Raw genomic sequence first — 24214 nt, 5'->3', positions numbered from 1 at the left:
CGTGAACATTTATTTGAGCGATCGTTCGACTACTTATCTCCATCTGAGGGGCCATCGCGACCCCTGGCACACATGGCGGTTACAGATGCAAGGCGCGCGAAAAAGGACCATCGCCACCACAGCGGCCGCACTGACGTTGATCACCACCGGCTGCTACCGGGACACCGGAGAGGCCGCAGGGCGGCCGAGCTCGCCGGCCTGGTGGGCCTCGACGAGCGCCAGATGAACGCGCTGCCGGCGGCGCTGTCCGGCGGGCAGCGCCAGCGGGTCGCCATCGCCAGGGCGCTGGCCGCCGAGCCGCGCATCCTCATCCTCGACGAGTCCCGGCACCCCTACACCCGCCTGCTGCGCGCCAGCGTCCCAGGCCCCGGCTGGCGTCCTGCCCGCCGGGCGACCCCCCAGGAACAGGAGGAACGATGACAGATCCCGTCGGCACCGGCCCCGAGGGCTGGCCGGCCGCCACCGAACTGGCCGAGCAGATCGCGACCGGCAAGGCGAGCTCCCGGGAGATCGTGGAGGGCTACCTCGCCCGCATCGACGCGATCGATCCCGCGCTGAACGCCTTCTGCCATGTGGCCCCGGACGAGGCCCGCCAGGCCGCCGACGCCGCCGACGAGCTGGCGCGGCAGGGCGGGCCGCTGCCGCCGTTCCTGGGCGTGCCCATCGCGATCAAGGACCTGCACCCCGTACGTGGCTGGCCGCTGTGCAGCGCGTCCGACGGCGTCGGCCACGACGTCATGGAGCACGACGCCCCGGCGGTGCGGGCCCTGCGCGAGGCGGGTTTCGTCTTCGTCGGCGCGACCACCTCGCCGGAGTTCGGCACGGTCTCGGTCACCGAGTCGGCCCGCCACGGCGCCACCCGCAACCCCTGGAACCTGGAGCACAGCCCCGGGGGATCCAGCGGCGGCTCGGCGGCGGCCGTGGCGGCGGGCCTGCTACCCGTCGGGCACGCCTCCGACGGGGCCGGATCCATCCGGGAGCCGGCCAGCTACTGCGGGCTGGTGGGCATGAAGCCGAGCCGCGGCCTGGTCCCCTCCGACGCCCACTACATGGAGGGCTTCGCGACGGAAGGCGTGCTCACCCGCACCGTGCTCGACACCGCGGCGATCCTGGACGTCCTCGCCGCCGCCCCCCGGCCCACCTGGTACGCCCCTCCGCGCCCCGACGTGCCCTTCCGGCAGCGGGCCGAGCGCGACCCGGGCCGGCTGCGCATCGGGCTCAACCTCCAGCCGGCCTTCCCCGCGCACGTGCACCCCACGGCCGTCGCCGTGGCCCGCCGCGCCGCCGACCTGCTCGCCGACCTCGGGCACGAGGTGGTCGAACAGGACGTCCCCGGCCTCGACCCCGGCTGGTTGACCCCCCGGTTCGACATCCTGTACGCCACCGGCTCGGCCGACTGCGCGGTGATCGACGAGTCCGCCGTCGAACCGCTCAACCGGACCCTCCGCCAGGCCGCCCGCGACACCGACTCGCTGACGTACGTGACCACCATTCTGGAGCTCCAGCTACGCTCGGCCGAGATGTACCAGGCCTGGGACGCCGTGGACGTCCTGCTCACCCCGACCAACCCCGTCCTCGCGCCCCGCGTGGGCTCGCTCTGGGAGGGGCAGGAGGCGGACCCGTGGGCGCCGCTGCGGCGCGCGGAGGAGACCGCCTCCCTCACCGTGCTGGCCAACCTGCTCGGCCTGCCCGCGATCTCCGTCCCACTCGTGGAGCGGGCCGGTGACCTGCCCCTCGGCGTCCAGCTCATCGGCGGCAGATGGCAGGACGGCACGGTCCTCGCCCTGGCCGGACAGCTCGAACGCGCCCACCCCTGGCGGCACCGCCGGCCGGCCGCTCTCCCCCTGTGACCCGGAGGAACATCCCCATGAATTCGACGATCATCGACTTCCGCGTACGGGTGCCCAGCGCCGTCCGTCCCCCGATCTCCGCGGGAGGCGAGGTCTACACGCAGTACGAAGCGGTGCTCGACATCGGCGACGGCTGGCACAAGGACACGGACGAACTGCTGGCCGAGATGGACGAGTCCGGCATCGGGCACGCCGTGCTGCACGCCGAGTACGAGCACGGCGACTACGCCGACGCGCTCAACGAGGAGGTCGCCGAGCAGGTCCGGCGGCGGCCCGAGCGGTTCTCCGGCTTCGGGACGGTGACGCTGGAACCCCTGTCCGTCATGCGCGCGGTGCGCCAGGTCGAGCGGGTGGCGGCGCTGGGGCTGAAGGGGATCAACGTGCAGCCGTCGTTCTTCGGCCACGCGATCGACGACCGCCTGCTCTACCCGATCTACGCCAAGGCCACCGAGCTGGGCCTGGCCGTCGCCGTCCACACGGGGGTCAACTACTCGCGCCGCCACCCCATCGAGGCCGAACGCCCCGTCCGCCTGGACCAGGTGGCCTGCGACTTCCCCGAGGCCACGCTCATCGCCTGCCACGCGGCCTGGCCGTGGGTGCCGGAGATCGTCGCGGTCGCGCGGCGCCACCCCAACGTGCTCATCGACTTCGGCGGCCTGGCCCCCAAGTACCTGGGCGTGCCGGGCTCGGGCTGGGAGATGATGCTGCGTTTCATGGACCGGCTGCTGCGCCACCAGGTGCTGTTCGCCACGGACTGGCCGGTGTTCCCGCACCGGCGGGCGCTGGAGGAGTGGCACGGTCTCGGCCTGCGGGCGGAGACCCTGGACGCGCTGCTGCACGGCAACGCCGCCCGGTTGTTGTCGGCTCGCGAGCAGGCGGTGCTGGTGTGAGCCCGCCCCGGCTGCCGCGCATCACCGACTATGTCGAGCATTGGGCCGCGCACCGTCCCGCCGGGGAGGCCCTCATCGGGGAGAACGGGCGCTGGACGTACGAGCGGCTGCGTGACGACGTCGACCGCTGCGCGGCGGCGCTGCTGGCCGCCGGGGTCAGGCGCGGCGACCGGGTCGCGGTGCTCGGCCATCCGCAGCCGGAGTGCTTCGTGCTCTTCCTGGCGGCGGCGAGCGTCGGCGCCGTCTGGGTCGGGCTGAACCCGAAGTACACCACCGCCGAGCTGGCACACGTGGTGGCCGACAGCGAGCCGGCGCTGCTGTTCGGCATGCTCGGCCCGGACGACCCCGCGCAGCGCGCGCTGTCGCCGGGCCGGGCGCGCGTGGTGATCCACCGGTCGTCCTCCTACGAGGAGTTCATCGAGGCGGCCCGGCCCGATGATCGCCTCCTGGCCGCCCGGCGGGAGGTGCGGCCGCTGGACCCGGCGGCGATGATCTACACCTCGGGCAGCACGGGCAGGCCGAAGGGCGCGCTCGTCCCGCACTGGGGGCTGGCCCACTGCGGGGTCGTGCAGGCGGGCCGCTGGTACGGCGAGGCGCCCCGCAAGCTCTGCGACCTGCCGCTCAACCACATCGGCGGGCTCGGCGACATCAGCACCTCGATCCTGGTCGCGGGCGGCACGGTGGTCTACCTGCCGCGCTTCGACCCGGCGGGAACCCTGCGCATGGTGGAGCGGGAACGCCTGACCCACCTCTACTGCATCCCCACGCAGCTGCTGGCGATGGTGGCCACGCCGGAGTGGCGGGACTGCGACCTCGGCTCGCTGGAGTACATCCTCTGGGGCGGGGCCGCCGCGCCGCGCAGCCTGCTGGAGACGCTGTCGCGGACCGGGGCCCGGCTGGCCACCAGCTACAGCCTCACCGAGTCGACCGGCTCGGTGACCTACACCGATCCCGGCGACTCCCTCGACGTGCTGTCCTGGAGCGTGGGCCGGGTGGACCCGCACTACGAGGTGGTGCTGCGCGCCCAGGACGGCGCTCCGGGCGGCGCTTCGGCCGGCGCTCCGGGAAAGGACAGCGCTCCGGGAAAGGCCGGCGAGCTGCTCGTCCGGGGCGACTTCATCACCCGCGGGTACTTCCGCGACCCGGAGGCGACGCGCGCCGCCATCGACGCCGACGGCTGGCTCCACACCGGCGACCTGGCGGTGGAGGAGCCCGGCGGGCACATCCGCCTCGTCGGGCGGCTCAAGGAGATGTTCAAGTCCGGCGGCTACAACGTCTACCCCCGGGAGATCGAAGCCGCGCTGGAGGAGCATCCGGCGGTGGCGCTCGCGGCCGTGGTGGGCGTGCCCGACGAGCGCTGGGGCGAGGTGGGCCACGCGTTCGTGGTGCCGAGGGCGCCGGTGACCGAGGCCGAGCTGCGCGAGCACGCCCGGTCGCGGCTGGCCAACTACAAGGTGCCGAAGGTGTTCCGGCTGGAGGGCGAGCTGCCCAAGCTGGCCGTCGGCAAGGTCGACAAGGTGAAACTGCGCCTGCTGGCGGCGTCCTGACATGGGGGAGACAGACATGCCCGACCTCCGCGTGCTGCGGAACTTCATCAACGGCGAGTCCACGGATCCGCTGGAGGGGCGCACGGCGCCCGTGCTGGACCCGGCGACCGGCGAGACCATCGCCACCGCGCCGCGCTCCGACCCCGAGGACGTCGAGCTGGCGGTGGCCGCCGCCGCGGCGGCCTTCCCCCGCTGGTCGGCCACGACGCCGGGCGAGCGGGCGCACGCGCTGCTGCGGCTGGCGGACGCGATCGAGGAGCACGGCGGCGAGCTGGCCGAGCTGGAGTCGGCCGACGCCGGCAAGCCGCTGCACGTGGTGCAGAGCGACGAGATCGGCACGATGGCCGACAACCTGCGCTTCTTCGCCGGCGCGGCCCGCTGTCTGGAGGGCAGGTCGGCGGGAGAGTACGTGGCGGGCTACACCTCCATGATCCGCCGGGAGCCCGTGGGCGTGGTCGGGCAGATCACGCCGTGGAACTACCCGATGATGATGGCGGTGTGGAAGATCGGCCCGGCGCTCGCCGCCGGGTGCACGACCGTGCTCAAGCCCGCGCCCTCGACTCCGGTGACCACGGTCAGGCTCGCCGAGCTGGCCGCCGGCCTCCTGCCGCCCGGGGTCCTCAACGTCGTCGTCGGCGGGAACGAGCCGGGCGCCGCGCTGGTCGAGCACCCGGACGTCGAGCTGGTCTCGCTCACCGGATCCGTGGAGACGGGCAGGTGGGTGGCCGAGCACGCCGCCCGCACGCTCAAGCGCGTCCACCTGGAGCTCGGCGGCAAGGCCCCGGTCGTGATCTTCGACGACGCCGATCTGGAAACGGCCCTGGAGGTGGTCGCGGGCGCCGGCTACTACAACGCGGGCCAGGACTGCACGGCGGCGACCCGCGTGCTCGCCTCCGCCCGCCTGTACGACGACGTCGTGGCCGGGCTGGCGGACAAAGCGGGCAAGCTGGTGCTGGGCGACACCCGCGACCCCGGCACCACGCTGGGCCCGCTCAACAGCCTGCGCCAGCGCGAGCGGGTGGCGGGCTTCCTCGACCGCCGCCCCGCGCACGCCGAGGTCGTCGCCGGGGGCCGCGCCGCCGACCGGCCGGGCTTCTTCTACGAGCCCACGGTGGTCGCGGGTCTGCGCCAGGACGACGAGCTGGTCCAGAAGGAGATCTTCGGCCCGGTCGTCACGGTCCAGCGCTTCGACACCGAGGAAGAGGCCGTCGCGCTGGCCAACGGCACGCCGTACGGGCTGGCCTCCTCCGTCTGGACCCGCGACGTCGGCCGCGCCCTGCGCATGTCGAAGGCGCTGCGGTTCGGGTGCGTCTGGATCAACGACCACGTGCCGCTGGCGTCGGAGATGCCGCACGGCGGCTACAAGCAGTCGGGGTACGGCAAGGACCTGTCGATGTACGCCCTTGAGGACTACACGCACGTCAAGCACGTGATGGCCAGCCTGCGCTGACTCCTGTGACCGCCCCCGGAGCGGTACGTTCAGAAAATTTATCGAACGTTCGAAATCTGGTGATGAACACGATGTGGACGAGAACCACGGCATGCCTCCTGCTCGCGGTGGCACTGCTGGTCACGGGCTGCGGGGGCGGCACGGCGAGCAACTCTCACACCGAAGGTCCGGCGAGGCGCGGTGGCAGCCTCACCATCCTGCGCGCCGCCGACATCGACGGCTGGGACCCCGACAAGGCGATCCAGCTCGCGACGTTCCAGACCCTGCCGCAGGTGATGGAGGGGCTGGTGCGGCCCTCGGCGGACGGCGCCTCCATCCAGCCCGGACTGGCCGAGAAGTGGAAGCTCGACGCCAAGGCGAAGACCATCACCTTCACGCTGCGTCCAGGGCTCGCCTTCAGCGACGGGCGGCCGCTGACGTCCCAGGACGCCGCGTTCTCCGTCGAGCTGTGGCGCAAGGAGCTGTCCATGGGCTCGCTCTACGCCGCCATCACCGGCACCGCCACCCCTGACGACCGAACCCTGGTCGTCAAGATGAAGAAGGCCAGCACCTTCACGCTCACCTGGCTCAGCAACGGCTCGGCCGTCATCGTGCCGAAGGACTTCGGCGGGATGAGCCGCAAGGACTTCTTCGCCAGGCCGATCGGCGCCGGGCCGTTCGTCGTGGCCGCGTACCAGCCCGGACAGCGGCTCGTGCTCGAACGCAACCGCCGCTACTACGACCCCGCGCGGCCCAGGCTGGACCGCCTCGTCTACGAGGTGGTCGCCGACCCCAACCAGCAGCTGCTGCGCTACCAGAGCCGCCAGGCCGACGCCATCGAGGCCGTCCCGCTCGATCTGGCCGGCCAGATCCCCGAGGGCGAACGGGTGCTCGTGCACCCTTCGGCGACGATCCACGGCATCTTCGTCAACGCCGCCAAGCAGCCGGGGAACGACATTCACTTCCGGCGGGCCGTGAGTCTGGCGATCGACCGCGGCCGGTACGCCCAGGCGGTCTTCGGCGGCCTGGCCACGCCGGCGACCGGCGGGCTGCCCCCGGGCGTCCAAGGGTCCGTCGGATGCGGCTGCACGTACGAGACCGGGGTCGAGAAGGCGAAGGCCGAGCTGGCGAAGTCGTCCTACCGGCCGGGGACGAAGGTCGAGCTGGTGGTCGACGCGACGACGCCGTCCTCGACCCGCGCCGGCGAGACCGCGGCCGCGCAGCTGCGCGCCGTCGGCGTGGCCGTCGACCTGCAGAAACTGGAGGTCCAAGTGCTCGTCGACCGGCAGGCGAAGGGCGCCTACGACCTCTCCCTCGGCGAGGTGGGGAGCGTGTCGCCGACCGTGGGTGACATCTTCGGCCTGATCGTCGCCACCGGCGGGCTCTACTCCGGCCTGCCCATGAAGACCATCTCCGACGCCTTCGACCGCCTGGAGGTCGCGCAGACCGACGAGGAACGGGCGGCTGCGGTGCGGACCGCCGAAACGTGGATCCACGAGAACCTGCCGTACATCCCGACGGCCTTCCCCGACCGGCTCTTCGCCGTGTCGCCGAAGGTCAAGGGCCTGCGGATCACGCCTTTCCTGTTCTATCCCGCCGACCTGCTCTGGGTGGGCTGAGGATGTCCGCCGGACGACTGCGTTTCGTGGCCGGCAGGCTGATCCAGGTGGTCCCGGTGCTGGCGGCGCTCCTGCTCATCGTCGTCCTGCTCCAGCAGCTGATGCCCGGGGATCCGGCGCGGGTCGTCGCGGGGCCGCGGGCGAGCGCCGAGCAGGTGGCGCAGGTCCGCCGGGACTCGGGCCTCGATCAGCCGATGGTCGTGCAGTTCTGGAGATACGTGACGAACCTCGCCGACGGCGATCTCGGCCGGTCCAACCGGACGGGAACCCCCATCGCCACCATCGTCGCCGATCGCGCCGGTGCGACGGCCTGGCTGCTGGCCGGCGGTCTGCTCGTCAGCACGGCGCTGGCGGCGCCCGCCGCGCTGCTCATGGCGCTCCGCCCGCGGTCGGCGGCCGCCAGGCTCTGCGCGCGCTCGCTCACGATCCTCGTCAACTGCCCGCCGTTCTGGATCGGTCTGATGCTGGCCTCGTTGCTGGCGCTGCGGACGGGCTGGCTGCCCGTGGGCGGCTTCGGCGAGAGCTTCGGCGAGCGGCTGCGTTCGATGGTCCTGCCGTCGCTCACCATCGGCCTGGCCTCGATGCCGCTCCTGGCCCGCAGCGGCGCCGCGAGCCTGCGCCAGGTGCTGGCCGCCGATCACGTGACGACCGCGCGGTCCCTGGGGCTGTCCGGGTGGCCGCTCGTCCGGCGGCACCTGCTGCGCAACTCCCTGCCGCCCGCCGTGACGCTGCTGGCCGTCCAGGCCGCCGCGCTGCTGTTCGGCGCGGTCGTCGTCGAGCAGACCTTCGGCCTGCCCGGCCTGGGCGCCGAGATGGTGAACGCGGCGAGCCAGCGGGACTTCCCGGTGGTCCAGGCTCTCACCCTGATCTTCGGCACGGCCATCATCGCGATCAACCTGCTCGCCGACCTGGTGGTCGCGCTGCTCGACCCGAGGACGACCTGGTGACGGCCGCGGTCGCGGCGGGTCCCCGGCGCGGGTTCGCCTGGACGCGCTGGTCCGCCGCCGGGCTGCTGGCGCTGGTGATCCTCGCCGCCGTCCTCGCGCCGCTGCTGGCCCCGGCCGATCCGGATCTGCAGACGCTCGACCAGCTCCGGCCACCGAGCGCCGCCCACCTGCTCGGCACGGACGCGCTCGGCCGGGACGTGCTGTCCCGGCTGCTGTTCGCCCTGCGTACCGACCTGCTGCTGATGCTGTTCGCCGCCGGGCTGCCGATGCTGCTCGGGACGCTGATCGGCGCCGTGGCCGGCTATTACGGCGGCCTGCTGGACGCGGCGGTGCGGTGGGTGGCCGACATCTTCCAGGCGCTGCCCGTGTACGTGCTGCTGATCGCGTTCGTGTTCGTGCTCGGCCCGGGAACTCCGTCCCTGCTCGTCGCGTTCGGCGTGCTGGGCTGGGTCGTGTACGCGCGGCTCATCCGCACCGAGGTGCGCCGGGTCCGCGAGCGCGAGTTCGTCTCCGCGAGCTACCTGCTCGGCCTGTCGCACGTCGCGGTCCTGGTCAGGCACGTGCTGCCGAACTCGCTGCGGCAGTCGCTGGTCTACCTGGCCACCGACATGGGCATGGCGCTGCAGGGCATCGCGGTCCTGTCGTTCTTCGGGCTGGGCGTGGCGGCGGGTACCCCCGAGCTCGGCGCCATGGTGTCGGAGGCCCAGCTGTTCCTGCGCAGCCATTGGTGGCTGGCGGCGTTCCCGGGGCTGACCATCGTGATCCTCGGATCGAGCGTCGCCGCCCTCGGCGACCGGTGGAGTGAGCGGGGTGAGGCGGGATGACGCCACTCGAGGTTGACGGGCTGAGGGTGGCGGTCCGCCGGCGGGGGAAGGCGCTGACGGTGCTCGACGACGTCTCGTTCGCGGTCGGGGCGGGGCAGTGCCTGGGCATCGTCGGCGAGTCGGGCTGCGGGAAGTCGCTCACCCTGCGTGCCGCGATGGGCCTGCTGCCGCCGGGCGCCGTCCGCACCGCCGGTGAGGTCCGGGCCGGGAGCGGGCTCGCGATGGTGTTCCAGGACTCCCACGCCTCCCTCGATCCCACGATGCGGATCGGGTCCTTCGTCGCCGACGTCGTACGCCGCCGGCAGGGTGCCTCGCGGGCCGCCGCCCGGCGGCAGGCCGTCGAGCTGCTGGCCGCCGTCGGCGTCCCGGATCCCGGCCTGCGCTCCCGCGCCTATCCGCACGAGCTCAGCGGCGGGATGCGCCAGCGGGTCGCGATCGCGCTGGCCCTCGCCACGGATCCGGGCGTGCTGCTGTGCGACGAGCCGACCACGGCGCTGGACGTCACGCTGCAGGCCGAGATCCTGCGACTCCTCGATACGGCGCGGGAGGAGCGGGGGCTCGGCGTGGTCCTCGTCAGCCACGACGTGGCGGTGATCCGGCAGGTGGCCGACGTGGTGGCCGTCATGTACGCCGGGCAGATCGTCGAAGCCGGCCCGGCGTCCGAGGTGCTCGACCGGCCGCGGCACCCGTACACCAGGGCGCTGATCGACGCGGTGCCCACGCTCGACAGGCCGCCGGGCCCCTTCAGGCCGATCCCCGGCGCGCCACCCGACCCCGCGGCCTACTCCCCCGCCTGCCGTTTCCTGGCGCGCTGCGCCCACCGGGCGCCGGCCTGCCAGGAAGTCGTCCCCGGGATCCACGCGCTCGACGAGCGGCACCGGTCGGCGTGCGTCCACCAGGAGGGCACATGAGCGAGCGAAGCGAGCGATCAATCGAACACAGCCGGATCTCACCAGTGAGCGTACGAGTCGAGCGGCTGACCGTCACCTATCCCGTGCGGGAAGGGCTGTTCCGCAGGCGGGTGCACGCCGTGGACGGGGTCGACCTCGAACTCGCCCGGGGCGAGATCCTGGGCCTGGTGGGCGAGAGCGGTTGCGGCAAGTCGACTCTCGGGCGGGCGATCGTCGGCCTCGCCCGGCCGTCCGAGGGAAGCGTGCTGCTGGACGGCGTCCCCGTCCCGCGGCGGCGCCCGCCGGGCATGCGCCGCCGCATCCAGATGATCTACCAGGATCCGGGCGCCTCCCTCGACCCGCTCCGCACGGTCGCGCAGACGCTGGCCGAGCCGCTGCGACGGCGGCCCGCCGATCAGGTCGCACGCCGGACTCGCGAGCTGCTGGAGATGGTCGGGCTGGGCGCGGAGCACCTGCGTGCCCGTCCCCGCGAGTTGTCCGGGGGCCAGCGGCAGCGCGTCGCGATCGCCCGCGCGCTGGCCGCGGAGCCAGACGTGCTGGTCGCCGACGAGGCGGTGGCCGCGCTGGACGCGTCCGTGGCGGGCGCCGTGCTCAACCTGCTGGGCGACCTCCGCGAGCGGCTCGGGCTGGCGGTGCTGTTCATCTCCCACGATCTGGCCGTGGTGCGGGGGCTCTGCGACCGGGTCGCGGTGATGTATCTGGGACGCGTCGTGGAGGAAGGGCCGGCCGCGGAGGTCTTCGCGCGTCCCGGGCACCCGTACACCCGCGTGCTGCTCGACGCGGTCCCCTCCGCCGACCGGCGCCGTCCCGTCGTGACCGTGGGCGAGCCGCCCAGCCCGCTCCGCCTGCCGCCCGGCTGTCGCTTCCATCCGCGCTGCCCGGCCGCGGTGGCCAGGTGCGCCGCCGCCGAGCCCGAGCAGGCTCGGCGGGACGGGCATCGGGTCTCCTGCCACCTCGCCTGGCAGGCTCAGGAGGTCTGAGCGGTCCTGCGCGCCCACGACGGGCCGTACGAGCGCTCCAGGTTGTCCCGCATGAACCGCACCACCTCCGCCGGAGCCTTCGCCACCGAGCCGGCGTCGTGCGGCGGCTGGGGGTCGTACTCGATCCCCAGCTGCACCGCCTGCGCGTAGGCGGCGCCCTGGAGCCGGTCGCAGACCAGCAGCGCCATGTCGATGCCGGACGAGACGCCGGCCGCCGTGATGATCTTCCCGTCCTCGACCACGCGCCGGGACACCGGCTCGGCGCCGAAACAGCGCAGGCTCTCCAGCTCGTACCAGAACGTCGTGGCCCGGCGGCCCTCCAGCAGCCCCGCGGCGCCGAGCAGGAGCGAGCCCGTGCACACCGACGTCGTCCAGACGCTGGTCCCGTGCGCCCGGCGCAGCCACGACAGGACGGATTCGTCGTCGAGGAAGCGCGTGGTGGTGCTGCCGCCCGAGACCACGACCACGTCCGGCCGCTCCATGCTCTCCAGCGGCTCGGCCACGAGGCCGAAGCCCGGCTGGTCGGCGGGGCACATCCCCGGCGTGGCGGCCACGAACCGCACCCTGGCCTCCGGCAGGCGGCTCAGCACCTCGAACGGCCCGGTCACGTCCAGGGCGGTGAACCCTTCGTAGATGAGGATCGCGACGTCCATGCTCCGTACCTGCCTCTCTAGTTCTTTTATCGTTCGATCGATTAAACTTCGTCCATGGTAAACGACTCAGACCAGCGGGTGCACGCGGACGTCGCGGTTCTCGGCGGCGGCACGGCCGGCGCGGTCGTCGCCGGGCGCCTGCTCGAGGACACGTCCCTGTCCGTGGTGGTCGTCGAGGCCGAACCCGACTACGGGGCCTTCGACGCCGCCCGCTGGCCCCGCGAGCTCCTCGACAGCATGACACTGCCGGACACGCACGACTGGGGGTACCGCGGCCCGGGCGCCGTTCCCGCCCGGGAGCTGGCCTTCGAGCGGGCGCGGGTCATCGGCGGCTGCTCCGCGCACAACGGCTGCTCCCAGACCGTCGGTCACGCGGCCGACTACCGGCAGTGGGGGCTCTCCTGGACGGACGAGTCGCTCGCCGTGCTGATGGAGCAGGGCGCGACCAGGCTGCGCGTCCGGCACTACGCCGACGAGGAGCTCACCCCCTTCCAGTCCGCGGCGATGGACGCCATGGCCGGCTGCGGGATCCCGCGTACGGACGATCTGGATGACCTCTCCGGCGGCGCCGGCTGCGGCCCCTCCCCCGTGAACAACCCCGGCGGCGTACGCTGGAACAGCGGCTTCGCGTATCTCGACCCGGTGCGCGGCGACCACCGCCTGCGCATCCTCGATCGGGCGCTGGTCGACCGGCTGGAGTTCCGCGGCTCGGCCGTCCGCCGCGCCCACGTCCTGCGGGGACGGGAGCAGCTCGTCGTCGAGGCCGACAGGTTCGTGCTCTGCGGCGGCGCCTACGGCAGCCCCGAGGTGCTGCTGCGCAGCGGGGTCGGCCCGGCCGACGAACTGCGCGCCCTCGGCGTGCCTCCCTGCCTCGACCTCCCCGGCGTCGGCCGCAACCTGCACGACCACCCGACCCTGGAGCTGCGCTTCGCGGCGAGCGAGGAACTGTCGCGCCGGCTCACCGCGTACGAACGGCTGCGGCCGGTGCCGGACGAGCAGGTCATCGGCAAGGCCCGCTCGACCGGCGGCCATGAACCGTACGACCTGCACCTCCTCCCGTGGACCACCCGCACCGCCGACGGCTGGGCCTGCGTGCTCCCCGCCGCCTGCCTCACCCCGCGCTCCCGGGGCGCCCTCCGGCTCTCCTCCCCCGACCCCGGCTCCAGGCCCGTCATCGAGCACGCCTACCTGGCGGACGGCGATGACCTGGCGGTGCTGCGCGACGGCATCGAGCTGTGCCGGAGCATGGCCGCCTCCCCGGCGCTGGCGCCCTTGCTCGGTGCCCCGATGGACGAGTTCACGGCAGACCCGCGAGCCGGCGAGGCGACGATGCGCGCCTCCGCAGCCCACTACTGGCACCCGGTGGGCACCTGCGCGATCGGCGCCGATCCGGCGGCGGGCGCCGTGGTGGACGGCACCGGACGCGTGCACGGCAGCGACAACCTGTGGGTCGTCGACGCCTCGATCATGCCGGTGATCCCCCGGGCCACCACGAACCTGCCGGTCGTCGCGCTCGCCGAACACCTCGTCGGCGCTCTGGGCTGAGGGCCCGGCCCGGCCCGACGACCCGTGCCAAGGCCGTCGTACGCCGGCGCATTCACCTGAGCGGCGGCCGGAGACAGCGACTCGCCGGAACCTCGACACCGGAACCTCGACACCGAGCTCATGACGCCGGGGTCTTGACGCCGGGGTCTTGACGCCGGGACCGCTTCGCGCGACGCGAGCGCGCCCTCGGGCGTGGCGCCGCCGGATGCGGGACTGCGGCCTATAAAGTGACCCGCGCATCGAACGGCGCGGCGTTTCGATGCTGTGACCAGGCATTATGCCCCGAAACGGGATATGTCCTGCGGTCGCACGGTGATGGGCCGATCGTAAGGGGATGTCGATGCTCGACCAGGTAACCGCCGGCACGTCGCAGGCCGGCGCGGACGATCTCGATCTGGCCGAGGCGGGTGTCGTCGGAGTCACGATCGTCTGGGCCGACAACAACGGGATCCCCCGGTCGCGCACGGTGCCCGTCGACCAGTTCGGCGCGGCGGTCGAGCGCGGAGTGGGCGTCACGCCGCTGTTCGCGGTGTTCGACTCGCAGGACGGCATCACCTTCGGGCATGCCCCTCTGGGCACTCCCTCGGGTGACATCCGGCTGATGCCGGTCTCCGAGCGGCTGGTCCGGCTCGCCGGTCAGCCCGGGTTCGCGTGGGTGCCGGGACGGCAGGTGGCGGCCGACGGTTCGGCGTGGCCGTACGACCAGCGAGGCGTGCTGGAGCGACAGCTCTCCCGGGCCGCGGATCTCGGGCTGGACTTCCTGGCCGGTTACGAGATGGAGTTCCACCTCAGCCGGGCGGACGAGGGCGACGCCGACGACGTACGCCCCGTCTACGAGGGGCCATCCTACGGGCCGGCCAAGATGCTGGCCGTCGACGCCTTCGCCGCGCAACTGCTGCGCGACCTCGACCGCAACGGCGTGCCCATCGGCCAGTTCCACGGCGAGTACGGCCCGGGGCAGTTCGAGTTCAACATCGCCCCCGCCGACCCGGTCACCGCCGCCGACCGGCAGCTGCTGGCCCGGCAGACCGTGCACGCGGCCGCCCTCGCGCACGGCCTGCGGGCGAGCTTCGCCCCGTTGGTCACGCTCGGGCAGGTGGGCAACGGCTGGCATCTGCACACCTCGCTGTACCGCGCCGGGACGAACCTGCTGTCCGGCGGGGACGGCCCCGCGGGTATGACCGCCGAGGGCGGCGCCTACCTGGCCGGCCTGCTACGCGACCTGCCCGCCGTCGTGGCCGTCACCGCGCCCAGCCTGTCCTCGTTGCAGCGGCTGCGGCCCGGCTACTGGTCCGGCGCGTACACGTTCTGGGGCGTGGAGAACCGGGAGGCGGCGCTGCGTCTCGTACCGGCCACTCCCCTGCTCGGCGCCGCGCACGCCAACGTCGAGCTCAAGCCCTCGGACGCCTCGTCCAACCCCTATCTCGCGCTCGCCGCCGTGATCGCCGCGGGCCTGGCCGGCATCGAGGACGGTCTCACACCCCCCGACCCGGTGCAGGAGGACCCCGGCACCTGGACCGACGACCGGCGGGCCGAACGCGGCGTCCACCGGCTGCCCACCACCGTCGAGGAGCAGCTCGGCGCGCTGCTGACCAACGAGCGCGTCCGGTCCGCGCTGGGCGAGGAGCTGGCGGACGCCTTCCGTGCGGTACGCGTGTCCGACGCCGCCTGGGCGGCCGACCGCGACGCGGCGGACGTGGTCCGCTCCTACCGCTGGCTGTACTGACCCGCCGCGTAGCCGGAGGCCTGGAGGGTGAACAGGCGGCGGTAGGTGCCGTCTGCCGCCATCAGGTCCGCGTGTTTCCCGCGTTCGATGATCACGCCGTCGGAGAGGACCGCGATGAGGTCCGCGTCCCGTACGGCGCCGAGCCGGTGGGAGATGAGCAGGCTCGTCCGGCCGGCCCGGATCTCCCGCAGCCTGGTGTGCACGTCATGCTCGGCCTCGGCGTCCAGCCCCGCGCTCGGCTCGTCCAGGATCATCAGGTCGCGATCGGCCCGCAGGAAGGCCCGGGCCAGGGCGATCCGCTGCCACTGGCCGCCGGACAGCACCACCCCGGTGCTGTCGTCGTCGCGGTCGGCCAGGCCGAAATAGATCCTGGTCAGCAGGGTGTCGTAGCCGAGGGGCAGGTTCCGCAGCGTGTCGTGGACGCCTGCCCAGCGCCCGGCGGACTCGATGCGGGGCAGGTCGCCGCGTGCCGTGAGGTCGCCGACGGCGATGTTGTCGGCGGCGCTGAAGTCGTAGTTCATGAAGTCCTGGAACACCGCGCCGACCCGTGCCCGAAGCTCCTCCGGCGGCACGTCACGGATGTCGGCGCCGTCCCACGAGATCGTGCCCCGTACGGGGTCGTAGAAGCGGCACAGCAGCTTGACCAGGGTGCTCTTGCCGGATCCGTTGAGCCCGACCAGGGCCACGGACGCGCCGTGGGGAATCGTCAGGTTCACGCCCCGCAGGATCCACGGGTGCTCGTCGCTGTAGCGGAACCACACGTCGCGCAGCTCGATGCCGCGACGCAGGCCCGTCAGGCTCCGTGGGGTGGCGGGCCGGGGCATGTCCGGTCCGGCGTGGATCACGGCCAGGTAGTGGCCGAACGTCAGGAGCTGGTGGTGCGCGCCGGCCGTGGCGGCCACCGCGCCCGCGAGGGCCCCTTGCACGCCGGCCAGCGCGCCGATGAGCAGGGCCACATCGCCGGCCGTGCCCCGGCCGCCGGTCACCATGACGATCACCCAGATCAGGCCGAACCCGGAGACCAGCGCCGACAGCGACACCAGGGCGCTCTGCATGGCGAACTCGCGCCGGTCCATGGTCCGCTGGGCGGTGTTGGACAGCTCCAGTTCGGCACGCATCCGCCCACGCAGGAACCCGCCGAGGCCGAGCAGCCGGACCTCCTTGGCCGCGTTCCCGCTCCCGAGCAGTTCCCCGTAGAACATCTCCCGCCGCTGGGCCGGGCTGATGTCCCGCATCATCGAGGCCCGCTGCCTGGCCAGGCGCAGCTCCACGAGAAGCATGGGCAGGCCCGACGCCAGGACGACGGTCGTGACGAGCGGGCTGATCACGGTCACCGAGCCGAGCATGCCCAGCCCCGTCAGGACGTTGCGGCCCAGCCCGAGGACGGACTCCACGATGCGCACCGGGGAGGCGGCACTCTGCTGGGCGAGCCGCAGCCGGTCCAGGAAGGGCGGGTCCTCGAACCGGGTCAACCCCGTCATGCGGTCGAGGGCCGCGAACAGCTCGTCCTGGGCCCTGAGCGCCGTCCTGCGGTTCGCCTCGGCCATGAGATAGCGGCTGGCCTGCGGGATGCCCGCGCCCACCAGGCCGACCACGGCCAGGCCCGCCGCCGGCAGCCACAGGAGGTCCCAGATCGCCCGTGACACCAGCCCGTCCACGATCGTCTTGGTCAGCCACACGGTCGCGATCGGGATCGCGACGGCGACGACCGTCAGCGCGAGGTGGCCCAGCAGGTGGCCGGGAGCCGAGCGCCAAACCAAGGACACCACCTGAGCGAACCCGGACGGCATCCGCCGCTCAGACCCCGCCTGAACTCGCCCGGACGACATCCGCCGCTCGGAGCCCGCCTGAACTCGCCCGGACGACATCCGCCGCTCGGAGCCCGCCTGAACTCGCCCGGACGGCATCCGCCTCTCGGAGGCCGCTTGGGCTCGCTCGGACGATATCCGCCGCTCGGGGGGCGTGCCCCGGCTCATGCCCTGGACGGCGCAGAAAGGCGGGCGAAGTCGTTGTCGACGGCGAGCACCGTACCGGCCTTGACCAGGCTGAACGTGGGGAACGCCCGCACCCCGAAGGCGTCGATCACGGGAGCGGCCTGCTGGCCGGCGACCACGCGCGCCACCGGGGCCAGGGCGTCGATCGTCTCGGCTATCTGAGCGGGCTCTCCCGAGACGACGGCGAGCACCCGGTCCCGGCCACCGAGCACGGCCCCGGCGTGGCTCACGAACTCGGGGAGCTTGTCCTCGCAGGCCGAGCATCCCTGGGCGAAGAACGCCACCAGGGTCTCCTCCGCGAATGTCTCGGACGAAACCGGCTCGCCGTCGACCGTCGACACGGCGAGGTCGCCGAACTCGTGACCCGGGGAGGGCATGAGGTCGGCCGTCCAGACCCCGTTCCTGCCGAGCCGCTCCAACTCGGCGGTGTGCGCGCGGAGCCGGCGGATGACGCCGAACGTCAGCAGCAGGTCGAGCAGGCACAGCGCTCCGACGAGGATGACCGCCACCGAGATGAACACCATGTTCGGATATTCCCTTCGTGCTCCCCGCATGAAGTTTCCCGCTGAATCATGACCTCCGGCGCTTTCCCGGGCCTGTCGCGAATCTGTCGCCGACCGACAGAACCGCGACAGCCTCCCGAAAGGAGCAGCGGGGACGATATCCGAGACGACCCCCATATCGGAGGTGACCGTGAAAGCACTGCTGGAGCAATTGAGCGATCGGCTTCTCCAGAATCTCGTCCCGCGGGCGACGGCGTCCGCCATCGACCGGTGCAACTGCGAATGCATCCCATGCTGCATCTGGATCGGCAACCGCAACTACCGGGGCAAGCTCTGCAACGACTGCATCAGCGGGCACCGCTGCGGGTGCGCGAGCTTCGGGACCGACTGCCCGTGACGTCGTGATCGCCGTCCTGGCCCTGCTCGGAGGTGCCTGCCTGCTGTGGGTGCGCAGGCGGCACCTGCTCGTGACCGTGAGCGGCCCAAGCATGGAACCGGCGTACGAGTCCGGCGACCGGGTGCTGGTCCGGCGCGTCCCGTTCGCCCGGGTCCGGCGGGGACAGGTGGTGCTCATCAAGCGGGACCGGGCACCGGCCCGCGATCAACTGGCAGAACCGGACTTCATCATCAAACGAGCGGTGGCAGTGCCCGGCGATCCGGTGCCGCACCTCGAATTCCCCGGACTTTCGGAAACCGCCGTACCGCCCGGGAGCCTGCTGATCGTGGGCGACAATCTCGCGCGTTCTTACGATTCACGCCACCACGGATATGTGCCGATGGGCAGATTCGTCGGCGTCGTCGTACGACGGTTACCGCGCCGCCCTCATTAAGGCTCCGCTGTTCCACATTCTCAGCCGGGGCCGGATTTCGCGGCGCAGCAATTTCTCGCGCCTTTCGAACCACACCCCGCCGGGCGGGACGCACCCATCTCACCGTGCGTCATCCCGCCCCTCAAACCAGCCGCACCTCATCCCCGACCCCCCGCGAACCAGCCGCGCCTCATCCGCGAACCTCGGACCAGCCATGCGTCATCCCCGAACCTCGCGCCAGCCGCACGCCATCCCCGAGCCTCAGACCATCCGCGCCTCACCCCCGAACCCAGGACTCCGGACCGACCACACGTCATCCCCGAAGCTCGGGCCAGAGCTCCGGGTAGTAGCGCGGGCATACGCAGTTCCTGTCGTCCTGTGGTGGGTCCACGACCTGGTCTGCGATCGGGGTCAGCAGCGCCTCGATCGATCTGGCCGCGGCGACCGCGGCGTCGGTGACGTCGTAGTGGTCGACGGTGTCGGCCACGCTGATGTCCAGCCGGTCGCCGTGAGACCAGACGTGGGCGCGTCGCCCGGCGATCTCCGCGTGCCCCGGCTGGCCGATCTCGGGGAAGCGTGGCATGGCGACCGGGAAGCCGGCGTACTCGGCCGCGGTGTAGGCGACGCCGGGGACCGGCCGTGGGTGGCCGGGCGGGAGCCACTTCACGGGCAGGTCGAGCGCCGACAGCGTCCGCACGAGGTCGGCCTGCGTCTCCACGCGCAGCCCGACCAGCAACTGGTCGCCGTCGTTGGCGTGCCCTCCGTACGCGCGGCAAAAGCGGAAGTAGGCCAGCTCGCGCGCCCACGCGTGCAGCCGGGCCGGCGGGTGGCGCTCGTAGAGGTAGTCGGTCCAGCGCTTCCCGTTCACCCGCCGGATCGTACCTCGCCGTCCGCGTGGTGGACGGTGAGGTCGCCGTACGGTGACAGCCGCGCGGCCAGATCACCCGGCTTGCCGCGTAATGTCGCATCCAGGAACGCGGCGCTGGTGGCGGCCGTGATGCGCAGCCCGTCGGTGCGGCCCAGCGACCCGGCCAGCGCGGGCACGGGCGGAAGGTAGAGCGGCGCGTCCGTGAACGTCAGATGCGCCGTGCCGGGGACGGTGAGCCGGTAGCTCGTCGCGGTGCTGAGGTCGAGCACCTGCGTGAGGCGGGGAATGTAGGTCGGGTTGTCCGCCGGGTCCACCGGGTGGGTGAGCGCGAGCGCCGGCTGGCGGAAGGGCCGGGGGTCGGGGTCGTGGGGAGCGCCGTCCAGGTCGATGACCGCCGCGAACCTGGAGTCCTGGCGGGCCGCCCGCAACGCGGCAGCCCCACCGAGCGAGTGGCCGGTCACGGCGGCCCGGACGGTGTCGAGGCGACCGGTCAGCGCGCCCGCGATCTCGCCTCGGTCAAGACGGCCCAACTGGGTCAGGACGAAGCTGAGGTCACCGGCGCGCACCTCCGTCCAGCCGGCCGCCCGCCGCTCGTCCTCGCGATCATTGCCGGTCGCGGCGACCCGAGAACGGATCGTCCGGCCGTCGGCGAGGACGACGGCGGCGGAGTCGTACGGATGGTCGAGGGCCACCACGACGTAACCGAGACTGGCCAGTTCTTCCGCCCAGGCCGTGTTCTGTGTGCGGATTCCTCCGAGCCCCGGCGAGAACAGCACCACGGGGAACCGACCTCCCGCGTCGGCGACGGCGGCACCCGGCACCGAGCGGGTGCGGGCGGCCGAGGCGCCGTCGAACAGGAAGCCGGGCACCCCGAGATAGTCCGCCGCGGCGGAGGAGACGATGCGCGCCTCCTGCTCGGTGCGCCCGAGGTACAGCGACCGGGCTGCGCCTGCGGCACTCCCCTGCGCCGGGTACCAGAACTGAACCACGACCGTGCGCCGGCCATCCGATGTCGCCGATGCCGAGGTGCCGGACTCCGGGCGGTCCGGGGCAGGAGTGCCGGACTCCGACCGACCCGAGGCAGAAGCACCGGACTCCGGCCGATCCGAGGCGGAGTCGCCGGATCCCGACCGACCCGAGGCGGGAGTGCCGAGCTCCGAGCGGTTAGGGTCGGTCCACTGCTGCACGAGGGTGCCGACCGGGAAGCGGCCCGACGGCTCGGGGAAGACGGGCACCGGAAACGCCCACGCAGCCACCGGGCCCGCGACGACGAGGCCGACGCACACCACCCAGCCGGGAAACGCCACCCACCACGGAGCCCGCCGCGCGGGCCGGCCCGACAACACAGGGCGGTGCGGCAACTCGGGGCGAGGCAACAGCGTCGACCGGTGCAACAGCGCGGGCCGGTGCAACAGCGCGGGGAAGCCGAACGCCACCATGATGGCGGCGCCCGCGAGAACCGGCACGAACTGCCAGCGCACCCCGGCCACGACCAGCACCGCGGCGGACACCAGCACAACCGCCGCCGAGCCGGCCGTGACCGGACCGCGGGCATGGAGCGGAAGCAGGCGGGCTACCACCAGCAGCAGGGCGCCGAGCACCACAACGATTTCCGGCAACGTCACCCGGCCATTGTTGACGAAACACGCCTCCCGCCGCGTCCACCTGGGGTCTGTCATTCACGTCCGCCTCAGGTCGCGCATCCGCGTCAGACCTACGGTGGACGAGCCCGATGTCACGGCCACAGCCACCAACAACGTCGAAGGGCGCCGAACTCGCCGCGGGCAGAAGACCGAGCGAGGAGGAGGCGGCGGCCGAGTTCTTCACCGCGCCACGACAACCACGAGATCCGCGTGCCGCGAAGACCGCCCTCTACCCGTCGACGAAGGTCACAGTAGGGCCCGCCACGCCTTGGAGAGGGCGTGGCGGAGCTGGCCGACCTGCCGCGGGGACAGGTCCGCGATCATGAGCTCCTCCAGCTCACGTACGGGCCCGGCGAGGCGGGCCAGCAGCTCGCGCCCCGCGTCCGTGAGGAGGATGTGCAGCTCGCGGCGGTTGGCCGGGTTGCGCTCGCGCCGGATGAGCCCGCGTTCCTCCAGGGCGCGCACCAGGTCGGCCACCGACTGGGCGGTGACGAACGAGTCGCGGGCCAGCTGGGCGGCCGACAGCCCGTCGTGCCGCTCCAGGACGGTGAGCGCGGTGTACTGCGTCACGGTGATGCCGGCCGGCCTCACCAGCTCGTCGAGGCGTGACCGGACGACGAGCTCCACCTGTTTGACCATGTAGAGCAGCGACGGCGGCACCTTGTCCGCGGCCGCTCCAGCCTGCTGTTCCGCCGTTGCGGTCATCCGCGTGCTCCTGAGTCGTCATCCGAGGGAGATCCAGGCTAGGCCATTGACAGGAAACCTGTTGGCAACAAGACTGCCCATCGACAGGTTTCCTGTCAATCGAAGAGCGGCTTGTCCTCGGCGTACCCGGTCATGAGGCCGTGTGGCCGAGGCCACACCGAGGCCCCGCCATGGGCGGAATCCGTGAGAGAGAAGCGCGACCATGAGCGATCCCGAGTTCGAGGAAGGCCGGCTGTTCATCGGCGGCCGGTGGTGCGAGGCGGCCAAGGGCGGCCGGACCGACGTGATCGACCCCTCCACCGGCCAGGTGGCCGGCACCGTGGCCGCGGCGGACGAGACCGACGTCGACGAGGCCGTCACCGCCGCCCGCGAGGCGTTCGGCCACGGCCCCTGGAGCACGACGAGCGCGCGCGAACGGTCCCGCGTGCTCAACAGGATCGCCGGCCTCATGCGGGAGAACGCCGACGAACTCGCCCGTTTGGAGAGCCTCGACGTCGGCAAGCCCGTCGCCCTGTGCCGCCCCGTCGACGTCGAGACCGCGATCGAGCACTACGAGTACTACGCCGGGCTGGCGCAGACCCTCGACGGCGCCACCCGCGCCACGCCCCTGAACGCCTTCGCCTACACCCGCCGCGAGCCCGTGGGCGTGGTCGCGGCGATCACCCCGTTCAACTTCCCGCTGATCCTGTCCAGCACGAAACTCGCCCCCGCGCTGGCCGCCGGGAACGCGGTGGTGCACAAGCCCGCCGACGACACGCCGCTGAGCGCCCTGTTCATGGCGAAGCTGTTCCAGGCCGCAGGCGTCCCTGACGGCGTGGTCAACGTCGTCACCGGCACCGGGCCGGTGGCCGGCGAGGCGCTGCTCAGGCACCCGGGCATCGACAAGGTCGCCTTCACCGGGTCGACCGCCGTCGGCCGGCACGCCGCCGCCGTGGCGGGAGAGGCGCTCAAGCCGGTCACGATGGAGCTCGGCGGCAATGCCGCGCACATCGTGTTCGAGGACGCCGACGTGGAGAAGGCGATCGGCGCGATCATCAAGGGCTTCGTGTTCAACACCGGCCAGTTCTGCATGGCCGGGCCGCGGCTGCTGGTGGCCCGGCCGCTCTACGAGACGATCGTCGGGATCCTGGCCCAGGCCGTCCCGGGGGTCCCGGTGGGCGATCCGCGCGACCCCGCGACGGTCATCGGGCCGATGGCCGCCGACCGGCACCTGAAGAAGGTCGAGGAGTACGTCGCCCTGGCCCGGCAGGAGGGCGGCCGCGTCGTGTGCGGCGGCGAGCGGCTCGACCTGAACGGCGGCTACTACTACAAGCCGACCGTCATCGCCGACCTGCCGGACGACTCGCGTGCCGTGCGGGAGGAGATCTTCGGTCCCGTTCTCACCGTCCAGCCGTTCGACTCGGAGGACGAGGCGGTCGCGCTGGCCGACGGCATCCGCTACGGGCTGGCCGCGGGCATCCAGACCGGCGACGTCGCGCGGGCGCACCGCGTCGCGGGCCGCCTCCAGGCAGGCATCGTCTGGGTGAACGACTGGGCGATGCTCGACCCGGCGGTGCCCTTCGGCGGGGTGAAGGACTCCGGGTTCGGCCGCGAGTCCGGCCCGGAGGCGCTCGCCTCGTACACCAGGACCAAGTCCGTCGTCATCTCCCTCGGCTGAGGAGCCCATCATGGCCATGACCACAGCGGCCGTCGTCGAGTCAGGCGCGGCCTCCTTCACCCTCACCGACGTGGAGCTGGACGAGCCGCGCCACGACGAGGCCGTCGTCCGCATGGTCGCCGCCGGCCTGTGCCACACCGACCTGACGGTGGCCTCGGGCGGGCTGCCGTTCCCCCTGCCGGGGGTGCTGGGCCACGAGGGGGCGGGGATCGTCGAAGCGGTCGGCCCGGCGGTCACGGCGGTCGCGCCGGGCGACCACGTCATCCTGTCCTTCACCTCCTGCGGCGCCTGCGCCAACTGCCGCGGCGGCCACCCGGCCTACTGCGCCTCCTGGCTGCCGCTGAACCTCCTCGGCGGCCGGCGCGCCGACGGCAGCAGCACCATCACGCGCGCCGGCGCGCCGATCGGCGGTCACTTCTTCGGGCAGTCGTCGTTCGCGCGGCGGGCGCTGGTGGACGAGCGCAGCCTGGTCAAGGTCGATCCCGAGGTGCCGCTGGCGACGATCGCGCCGCTGGGCTGCGGCGTGCAGACCGGCGTCGGAGCCGTCTGGAACGTGCTCCGGCCCCGGCCCGGGGACACCGTGGCCGTCCTCGGCGCCGGTTCCGTCGGGCTGTCGGCGGTGATGGCGGCGGCCCTGACGCCCGCGACGACCGTCATCGCCGTCGACAGGATCTCCGAACGCCTGGAGCTGGCCCGCGAGCTCGGCGCCACCCACACGGTGGACGCGAGCCGGGACGACGTCGCCGCGGCCGTCGCCGAGCTGTCCGGCGGAGGCGCCGACGGCATCGTGGAGACCACCGGCAACGTCGCGGTGGCCCGCATGGGCGCGGACGCGCTCGCCGCCCGCGGCACGCTGGTCCTGGTCGGCGCGCCGCCGTTCGGCACGGAGCTGGCCCTGGACGTCAACGCCATGCTGCCGGGCAAGCGCGTGGCCGGCCTGACCCTCGGCGACGCCGAGACGCGGGCCGTCATCCCGGCCCTGGTCCAGCTCGTCCGCTCCGGCCGCCTGCCGGTGGGGAAGCTGATCAGCCACTACCCGTTCGACGACATCGATCGCGCCGCCCAGGACATGGTCGCGGGCAAGGCGATCAAACCTGTGATCACGTTCTGAGAG

At 72.7% G+C, this 24214-nt stretch carries 22 protein-coding genes; 16 read left to right on the top strand and 6 right to left on the bottom strand.

The window, feature by feature from the left end; genetic code table 11:
• Positions 1 to 72: 72 nt before the first annotated feature.
• The 10 genes from ACIBQ1_RS03965 to ACIBQ1_RS03920 all read left to right on the top strand — a co-directional run bounded on the left by ACIBQ1_RS03965 (position 73) and on the right by ACIBQ1_RS03920 (position 10997).
• A complete protein-coding gene (locus ACIBQ1_RS03965) occupies positions 73 to 420 on the top strand; it encodes an ATP-binding cassette domain-containing protein (protein WP_397274455.1) in 348 nt (115 codons plus the stop codon).
• Positions 417 to 1850, top strand: coding sequence for an amidase (locus ACIBQ1_RS03960; protein ID WP_397274454.1), 1434 nt, complete (start codon positions 417 to 419; stop codon positions 1848 to 1850). The genes ACIBQ1_RS03965 and ACIBQ1_RS03960 overlap by 4 nt, the downstream gene beginning before the upstream one ends.
• Before the next feature lie 17 nt (positions 1851 to 1867).
• Complete coding sequence (locus ACIBQ1_RS03955) at positions 1868 to 2740, top strand: amidohydrolase family protein (protein WP_397274453.1); 873 nt, start codon at positions 1868 to 1870, stop codon at positions 2738 to 2740.
• Positions 2737 to 4287, top strand: a complete 1551-nt coding sequence (locus tag ACIBQ1_RS03950; protein ID WP_397274452.1) for a class I adenylate-forming enzyme family protein — start codon at positions 2737 to 2739, stop codon at positions 4285 to 4287. The genes ACIBQ1_RS03955 and ACIBQ1_RS03950 overlap by 4 nt, the downstream gene beginning before the upstream one ends.
• 16 nt (positions 4288 to 4303) lie before the next feature.
• Positions 4304 to 5737, top strand: a complete 1434-nt coding sequence (locus ACIBQ1_RS03945) for a gamma-aminobutyraldehyde dehydrogenase (RefSeq protein ID WP_397274451.1) — start codon at positions 4304 to 4306, stop codon at positions 5735 to 5737.
• Positions 5738 to 5808: 71 nt separating this feature from the next.
• Positions 5809 to 7335, top strand: coding sequence for an ABC transporter substrate-binding protein (locus ACIBQ1_RS03940; protein WP_397274450.1), 1527 nt, complete (start codon positions 5809 to 5811; stop codon positions 7333 to 7335).
• A 2-nt stretch (positions 7336 to 7337) separates the two neighbouring features.
• Entirely contained in the window at positions 7338 to 8282 is a 945-nt protein-coding gene (locus tag ACIBQ1_RS03935; protein ID WP_397274449.1) for an ABC transporter permease, read from the top strand.
• Complete coding sequence (locus tag ACIBQ1_RS03930) at positions 8279 to 9106, top strand: ABC transporter permease (RefSeq protein ID WP_397274448.1); 828 nt, start codon at positions 8279 to 8281, stop codon at positions 9104 to 9106. Before ACIBQ1_RS03935 ends, ACIBQ1_RS03930 begins: the two co-directional genes overlap by 4 nt.
• Positions 9103 to 10017: an ABC transporter ATP-binding protein gene (locus tag ACIBQ1_RS03925; protein WP_397274447.1), complete on the top strand. Its 915-nt coding sequence runs from the start codon at positions 9103 to 9105 to the stop codon at positions 10015 to 10017. The genes ACIBQ1_RS03930 and ACIBQ1_RS03925 overlap by 4 nt, the downstream gene beginning before the upstream one ends.
• A gap of 44 nt (positions 10018 to 10061) precedes the next feature.
• On the top strand, positions 10062 to 10997 hold the full coding sequence (locus tag ACIBQ1_RS03920; RefSeq protein WP_397274446.1) for an oligopeptide/dipeptide ABC transporter ATP-binding protein: 936 nt from the start codon (positions 10062 to 10064) through the stop codon (positions 10995 to 10997).
• On the opposite strand, the gene ACIBQ1_RS03915 is transcribed toward ACIBQ1_RS03920, so the two are convergent.
• A complete protein-coding gene (locus ACIBQ1_RS03915; RefSeq protein ID WP_397274445.1) occupies positions 10985 to 11650 on the bottom strand; it encodes a DJ-1/PfpI family protein in 666 nt (221 codons plus the stop codon). The genes ACIBQ1_RS03920 and ACIBQ1_RS03915 overlap by 13 nt on opposite strands.
• 54 nt (positions 11651 to 11704) lie before the next feature.
• Between ACIBQ1_RS03915 and ACIBQ1_RS03910 the strand changes: the two genes are divergently transcribed.
• Complete coding sequence (locus ACIBQ1_RS03910; RefSeq protein ID WP_397274444.1) at positions 11705 to 13195, top strand: GMC family oxidoreductase; 1491 nt, start codon at positions 11705 to 11707, stop codon at positions 13193 to 13195.
• 340 nt (positions 13196 to 13535) lie between these two features.
• A complete protein-coding gene (locus ACIBQ1_RS03905; protein WP_397274443.1) occupies positions 13536 to 14921 on the top strand; it encodes a glutamine synthetase family protein in 1386 nt (461 codons plus the stop codon).
• Here ACIBQ1_RS03905 and ACIBQ1_RS03900 read toward each other — a convergent pair.
• Positions 14903 to 16687, bottom strand: coding sequence for an ABC transporter ATP-binding protein (locus ACIBQ1_RS03900; RefSeq protein ID WP_397274557.1), 1785 nt, complete (start codon positions 16685 to 16687; stop codon positions 14903 to 14905). The two genes, ACIBQ1_RS03905 and ACIBQ1_RS03900, sit on opposite strands and share 19 nt — an antisense overlap.
• Before the next feature lie 206 nt (positions 16688 to 16893).
• A complete protein-coding gene (locus ACIBQ1_RS03895) occupies positions 16894 to 17469 on the bottom strand; it encodes a peroxiredoxin family protein (RefSeq protein ID WP_397274442.1) in 576 nt (191 codons plus the stop codon).
• Between the two features lie 139 nt (positions 17470 to 17608).
• On the opposite strand from ACIBQ1_RS03895, the gene ACIBQ1_RS03890 reads away from it, so the two are divergent.
• Together ACIBQ1_RS03890 and ACIBQ1_RS03885 are read left to right on the top strand one after the other, a co-directional pair.
• Positions 17609 to 17815: a hypothetical protein gene (locus ACIBQ1_RS03890; protein WP_397274441.1), complete on the top strand. Its 207-nt coding sequence runs from the start codon at positions 17609 to 17611 to the stop codon at positions 17813 to 17815.
• Between the two features lie 4 nt (positions 17816 to 17819).
• Positions 17820 to 18248 carry a S26 family signal peptidase gene (locus tag ACIBQ1_RS03885; protein WP_397274440.1) on the top strand — a complete coding sequence of 143 codons (429 nt, stop codon included), beginning with the start codon at positions 17820 to 17822 and terminating at the stop codon, positions 18246 to 18248.
• A 292-nt stretch (positions 18249 to 18540) separates the two neighbouring features.
• Here the strand turns inward: ACIBQ1_RS03885 and ACIBQ1_RS03880 are convergent, their stop codons facing one another.
• The 3 genes from ACIBQ1_RS03880 to ACIBQ1_RS03870 all read right to left on the bottom strand — a co-directional run bounded on the left by ACIBQ1_RS03880 (position 18541) and on the right by ACIBQ1_RS03870 (position 21443).
• Positions 18541 to 19095 carry a hypothetical protein gene (locus tag ACIBQ1_RS03880; RefSeq protein ID WP_397274439.1) on the bottom strand — a complete coding sequence of 185 codons (555 nt, stop codon included), beginning with the start codon at positions 19093 to 19095 and terminating at the stop codon, positions 18541 to 18543.
• Entirely contained in the window at positions 19092 to 20720 is a 1629-nt protein-coding gene (locus ACIBQ1_RS03875; RefSeq protein ID WP_397274438.1) for an alpha/beta hydrolase family protein, read from the bottom strand. Before ACIBQ1_RS03875 ends, ACIBQ1_RS03880 begins: the two co-directional genes overlap by 4 nt.
• Before the next feature lie 264 nt (positions 20721 to 20984).
• Positions 20985 to 21443, bottom strand: a complete 459-nt coding sequence (locus tag ACIBQ1_RS03870; protein WP_397274437.1) for a MarR family winged helix-turn-helix transcriptional regulator — start codon at positions 21441 to 21443, stop codon at positions 20985 to 20987.
• A 202-nt stretch (positions 21444 to 21645) separates the two neighbouring features.
• Between ACIBQ1_RS03870 and ACIBQ1_RS03865 the strand changes: the two genes are divergently transcribed.
• A complete protein-coding gene (locus ACIBQ1_RS03865) occupies positions 21646 to 23100 on the top strand; it encodes an aldehyde dehydrogenase family protein (RefSeq protein WP_397274436.1) in 1455 nt (484 codons plus the stop codon).
• A gap of 10 nt (positions 23101 to 23110) precedes the next feature.
• Complete coding sequence (locus ACIBQ1_RS03860) at positions 23111 to 24211, top strand: NAD(P)-dependent alcohol dehydrogenase (RefSeq protein ID WP_397274435.1); 1101 nt, start codon at positions 23111 to 23113, stop codon at positions 24209 to 24211.
• Positions 24212 to 24214 lie beyond the last annotated feature (3 nt).

The sequence above is a fragment of the Nonomuraea sp. NPDC050153 genome (assembly GCF_044460125.1).
Classification (GTDB): domain Bacteria; phylum Actinomycetota; class Actinomycetes; order Streptosporangiales; family Streptosporangiaceae; genus Nonomuraea.
The sequence above is the reverse complement of the archived record's forward strand: the minus strand, read 5'-3'. Positions and strand labels throughout refer to the sequence as shown.

Excerpts from the sequence above, each read along its gene's own strand:
- ACIBQ1_RS03965 (WP_397274455.1), top strand. The coding sequence starts at position 73 with ATGGCGGTTACAGATGCAAGGCGCGCGAAAAAGGACCATCGCCACCAC.
- ACIBQ1_RS03960 (WP_397274454.1), top strand. The coding sequence starts at position 417 with ATGACAGATCCCGTCGGCACCGGCCCCGAGGGCTGGCCGGCCGCCACC.
- ACIBQ1_RS03955 (WP_397274453.1), top strand. The coding sequence starts at position 1,868 with ATGAATTCGACGATCATCGACTTCCGCGTACGGGTGCCCAGCGCCGTC.
- ACIBQ1_RS03945 (WP_397274451.1), top strand. The coding sequence starts at position 4,304 with ATGCCCGACCTCCGCGTGCTGCGGAACTTCATCAACGGCGAGTCCACG.
- ACIBQ1_RS03940 (WP_397274450.1), top strand. The coding sequence starts at position 5,809 with ATGTGGACGAGAACCACGGCATGCCTCCTGCTCGCGGTGGCACTGCTG.
- ACIBQ1_RS03935 (WP_397274449.1), top strand. The coding sequence starts at position 7,338 with ATGTCCGCCGGACGACTGCGTTTCGTGGCCGGCAGGCTGATCCAGGTG.
- ACIBQ1_RS03925 (WP_397274447.1), top strand. The coding sequence starts at position 9,103 with ATGACGCCACTCGAGGTTGACGGGCTGAGGGTGGCGGTCCGCCGGCGG.
- ACIBQ1_RS03915 (WP_397274445.1), bottom strand. The coding sequence starts at position 11,650 with ATGGACGTCGCGATCCTCATCTACGAAGGGTTCACCGCCCTGGACGTG.
- ACIBQ1_RS03910 (WP_397274444.1), top strand. The coding sequence starts at position 11,705 with ATGGTAAACGACTCAGACCAGCGGGTGCACGCGGACGTCGCGGTTCTC.
- ACIBQ1_RS03905 (WP_397274443.1), top strand. The coding sequence starts at position 13,536 with ATGCTCGACCAGGTAACCGCCGGCACGTCGCAGGCCGGCGCGGACGAT.
- ACIBQ1_RS03895 (WP_397274442.1), bottom strand. The coding sequence starts at position 17,469 with ATGCGGGGAGCACGAAGGGAATATCCGAACATGGTGTTCATCTCGGTG.
- ACIBQ1_RS03870 (WP_397274437.1), bottom strand. The coding sequence starts at position 21,443 with ATGACCGCAACGGCGGAACAGCAGGCTGGAGCGGCCGCGGACAAGGTG.
- ACIBQ1_RS03865 (WP_397274436.1), top strand. The coding sequence starts at position 21,646 with ATGAGCGATCCCGAGTTCGAGGAAGGCCGGCTGTTCATCGGCGGCCGG.
- ACIBQ1_RS03860 (WP_397274435.1), top strand. The coding sequence starts at position 23,111 with ATGGCCATGACCACAGCGGCCGTCGTCGAGTCAGGCGCGGCCTCCTTC.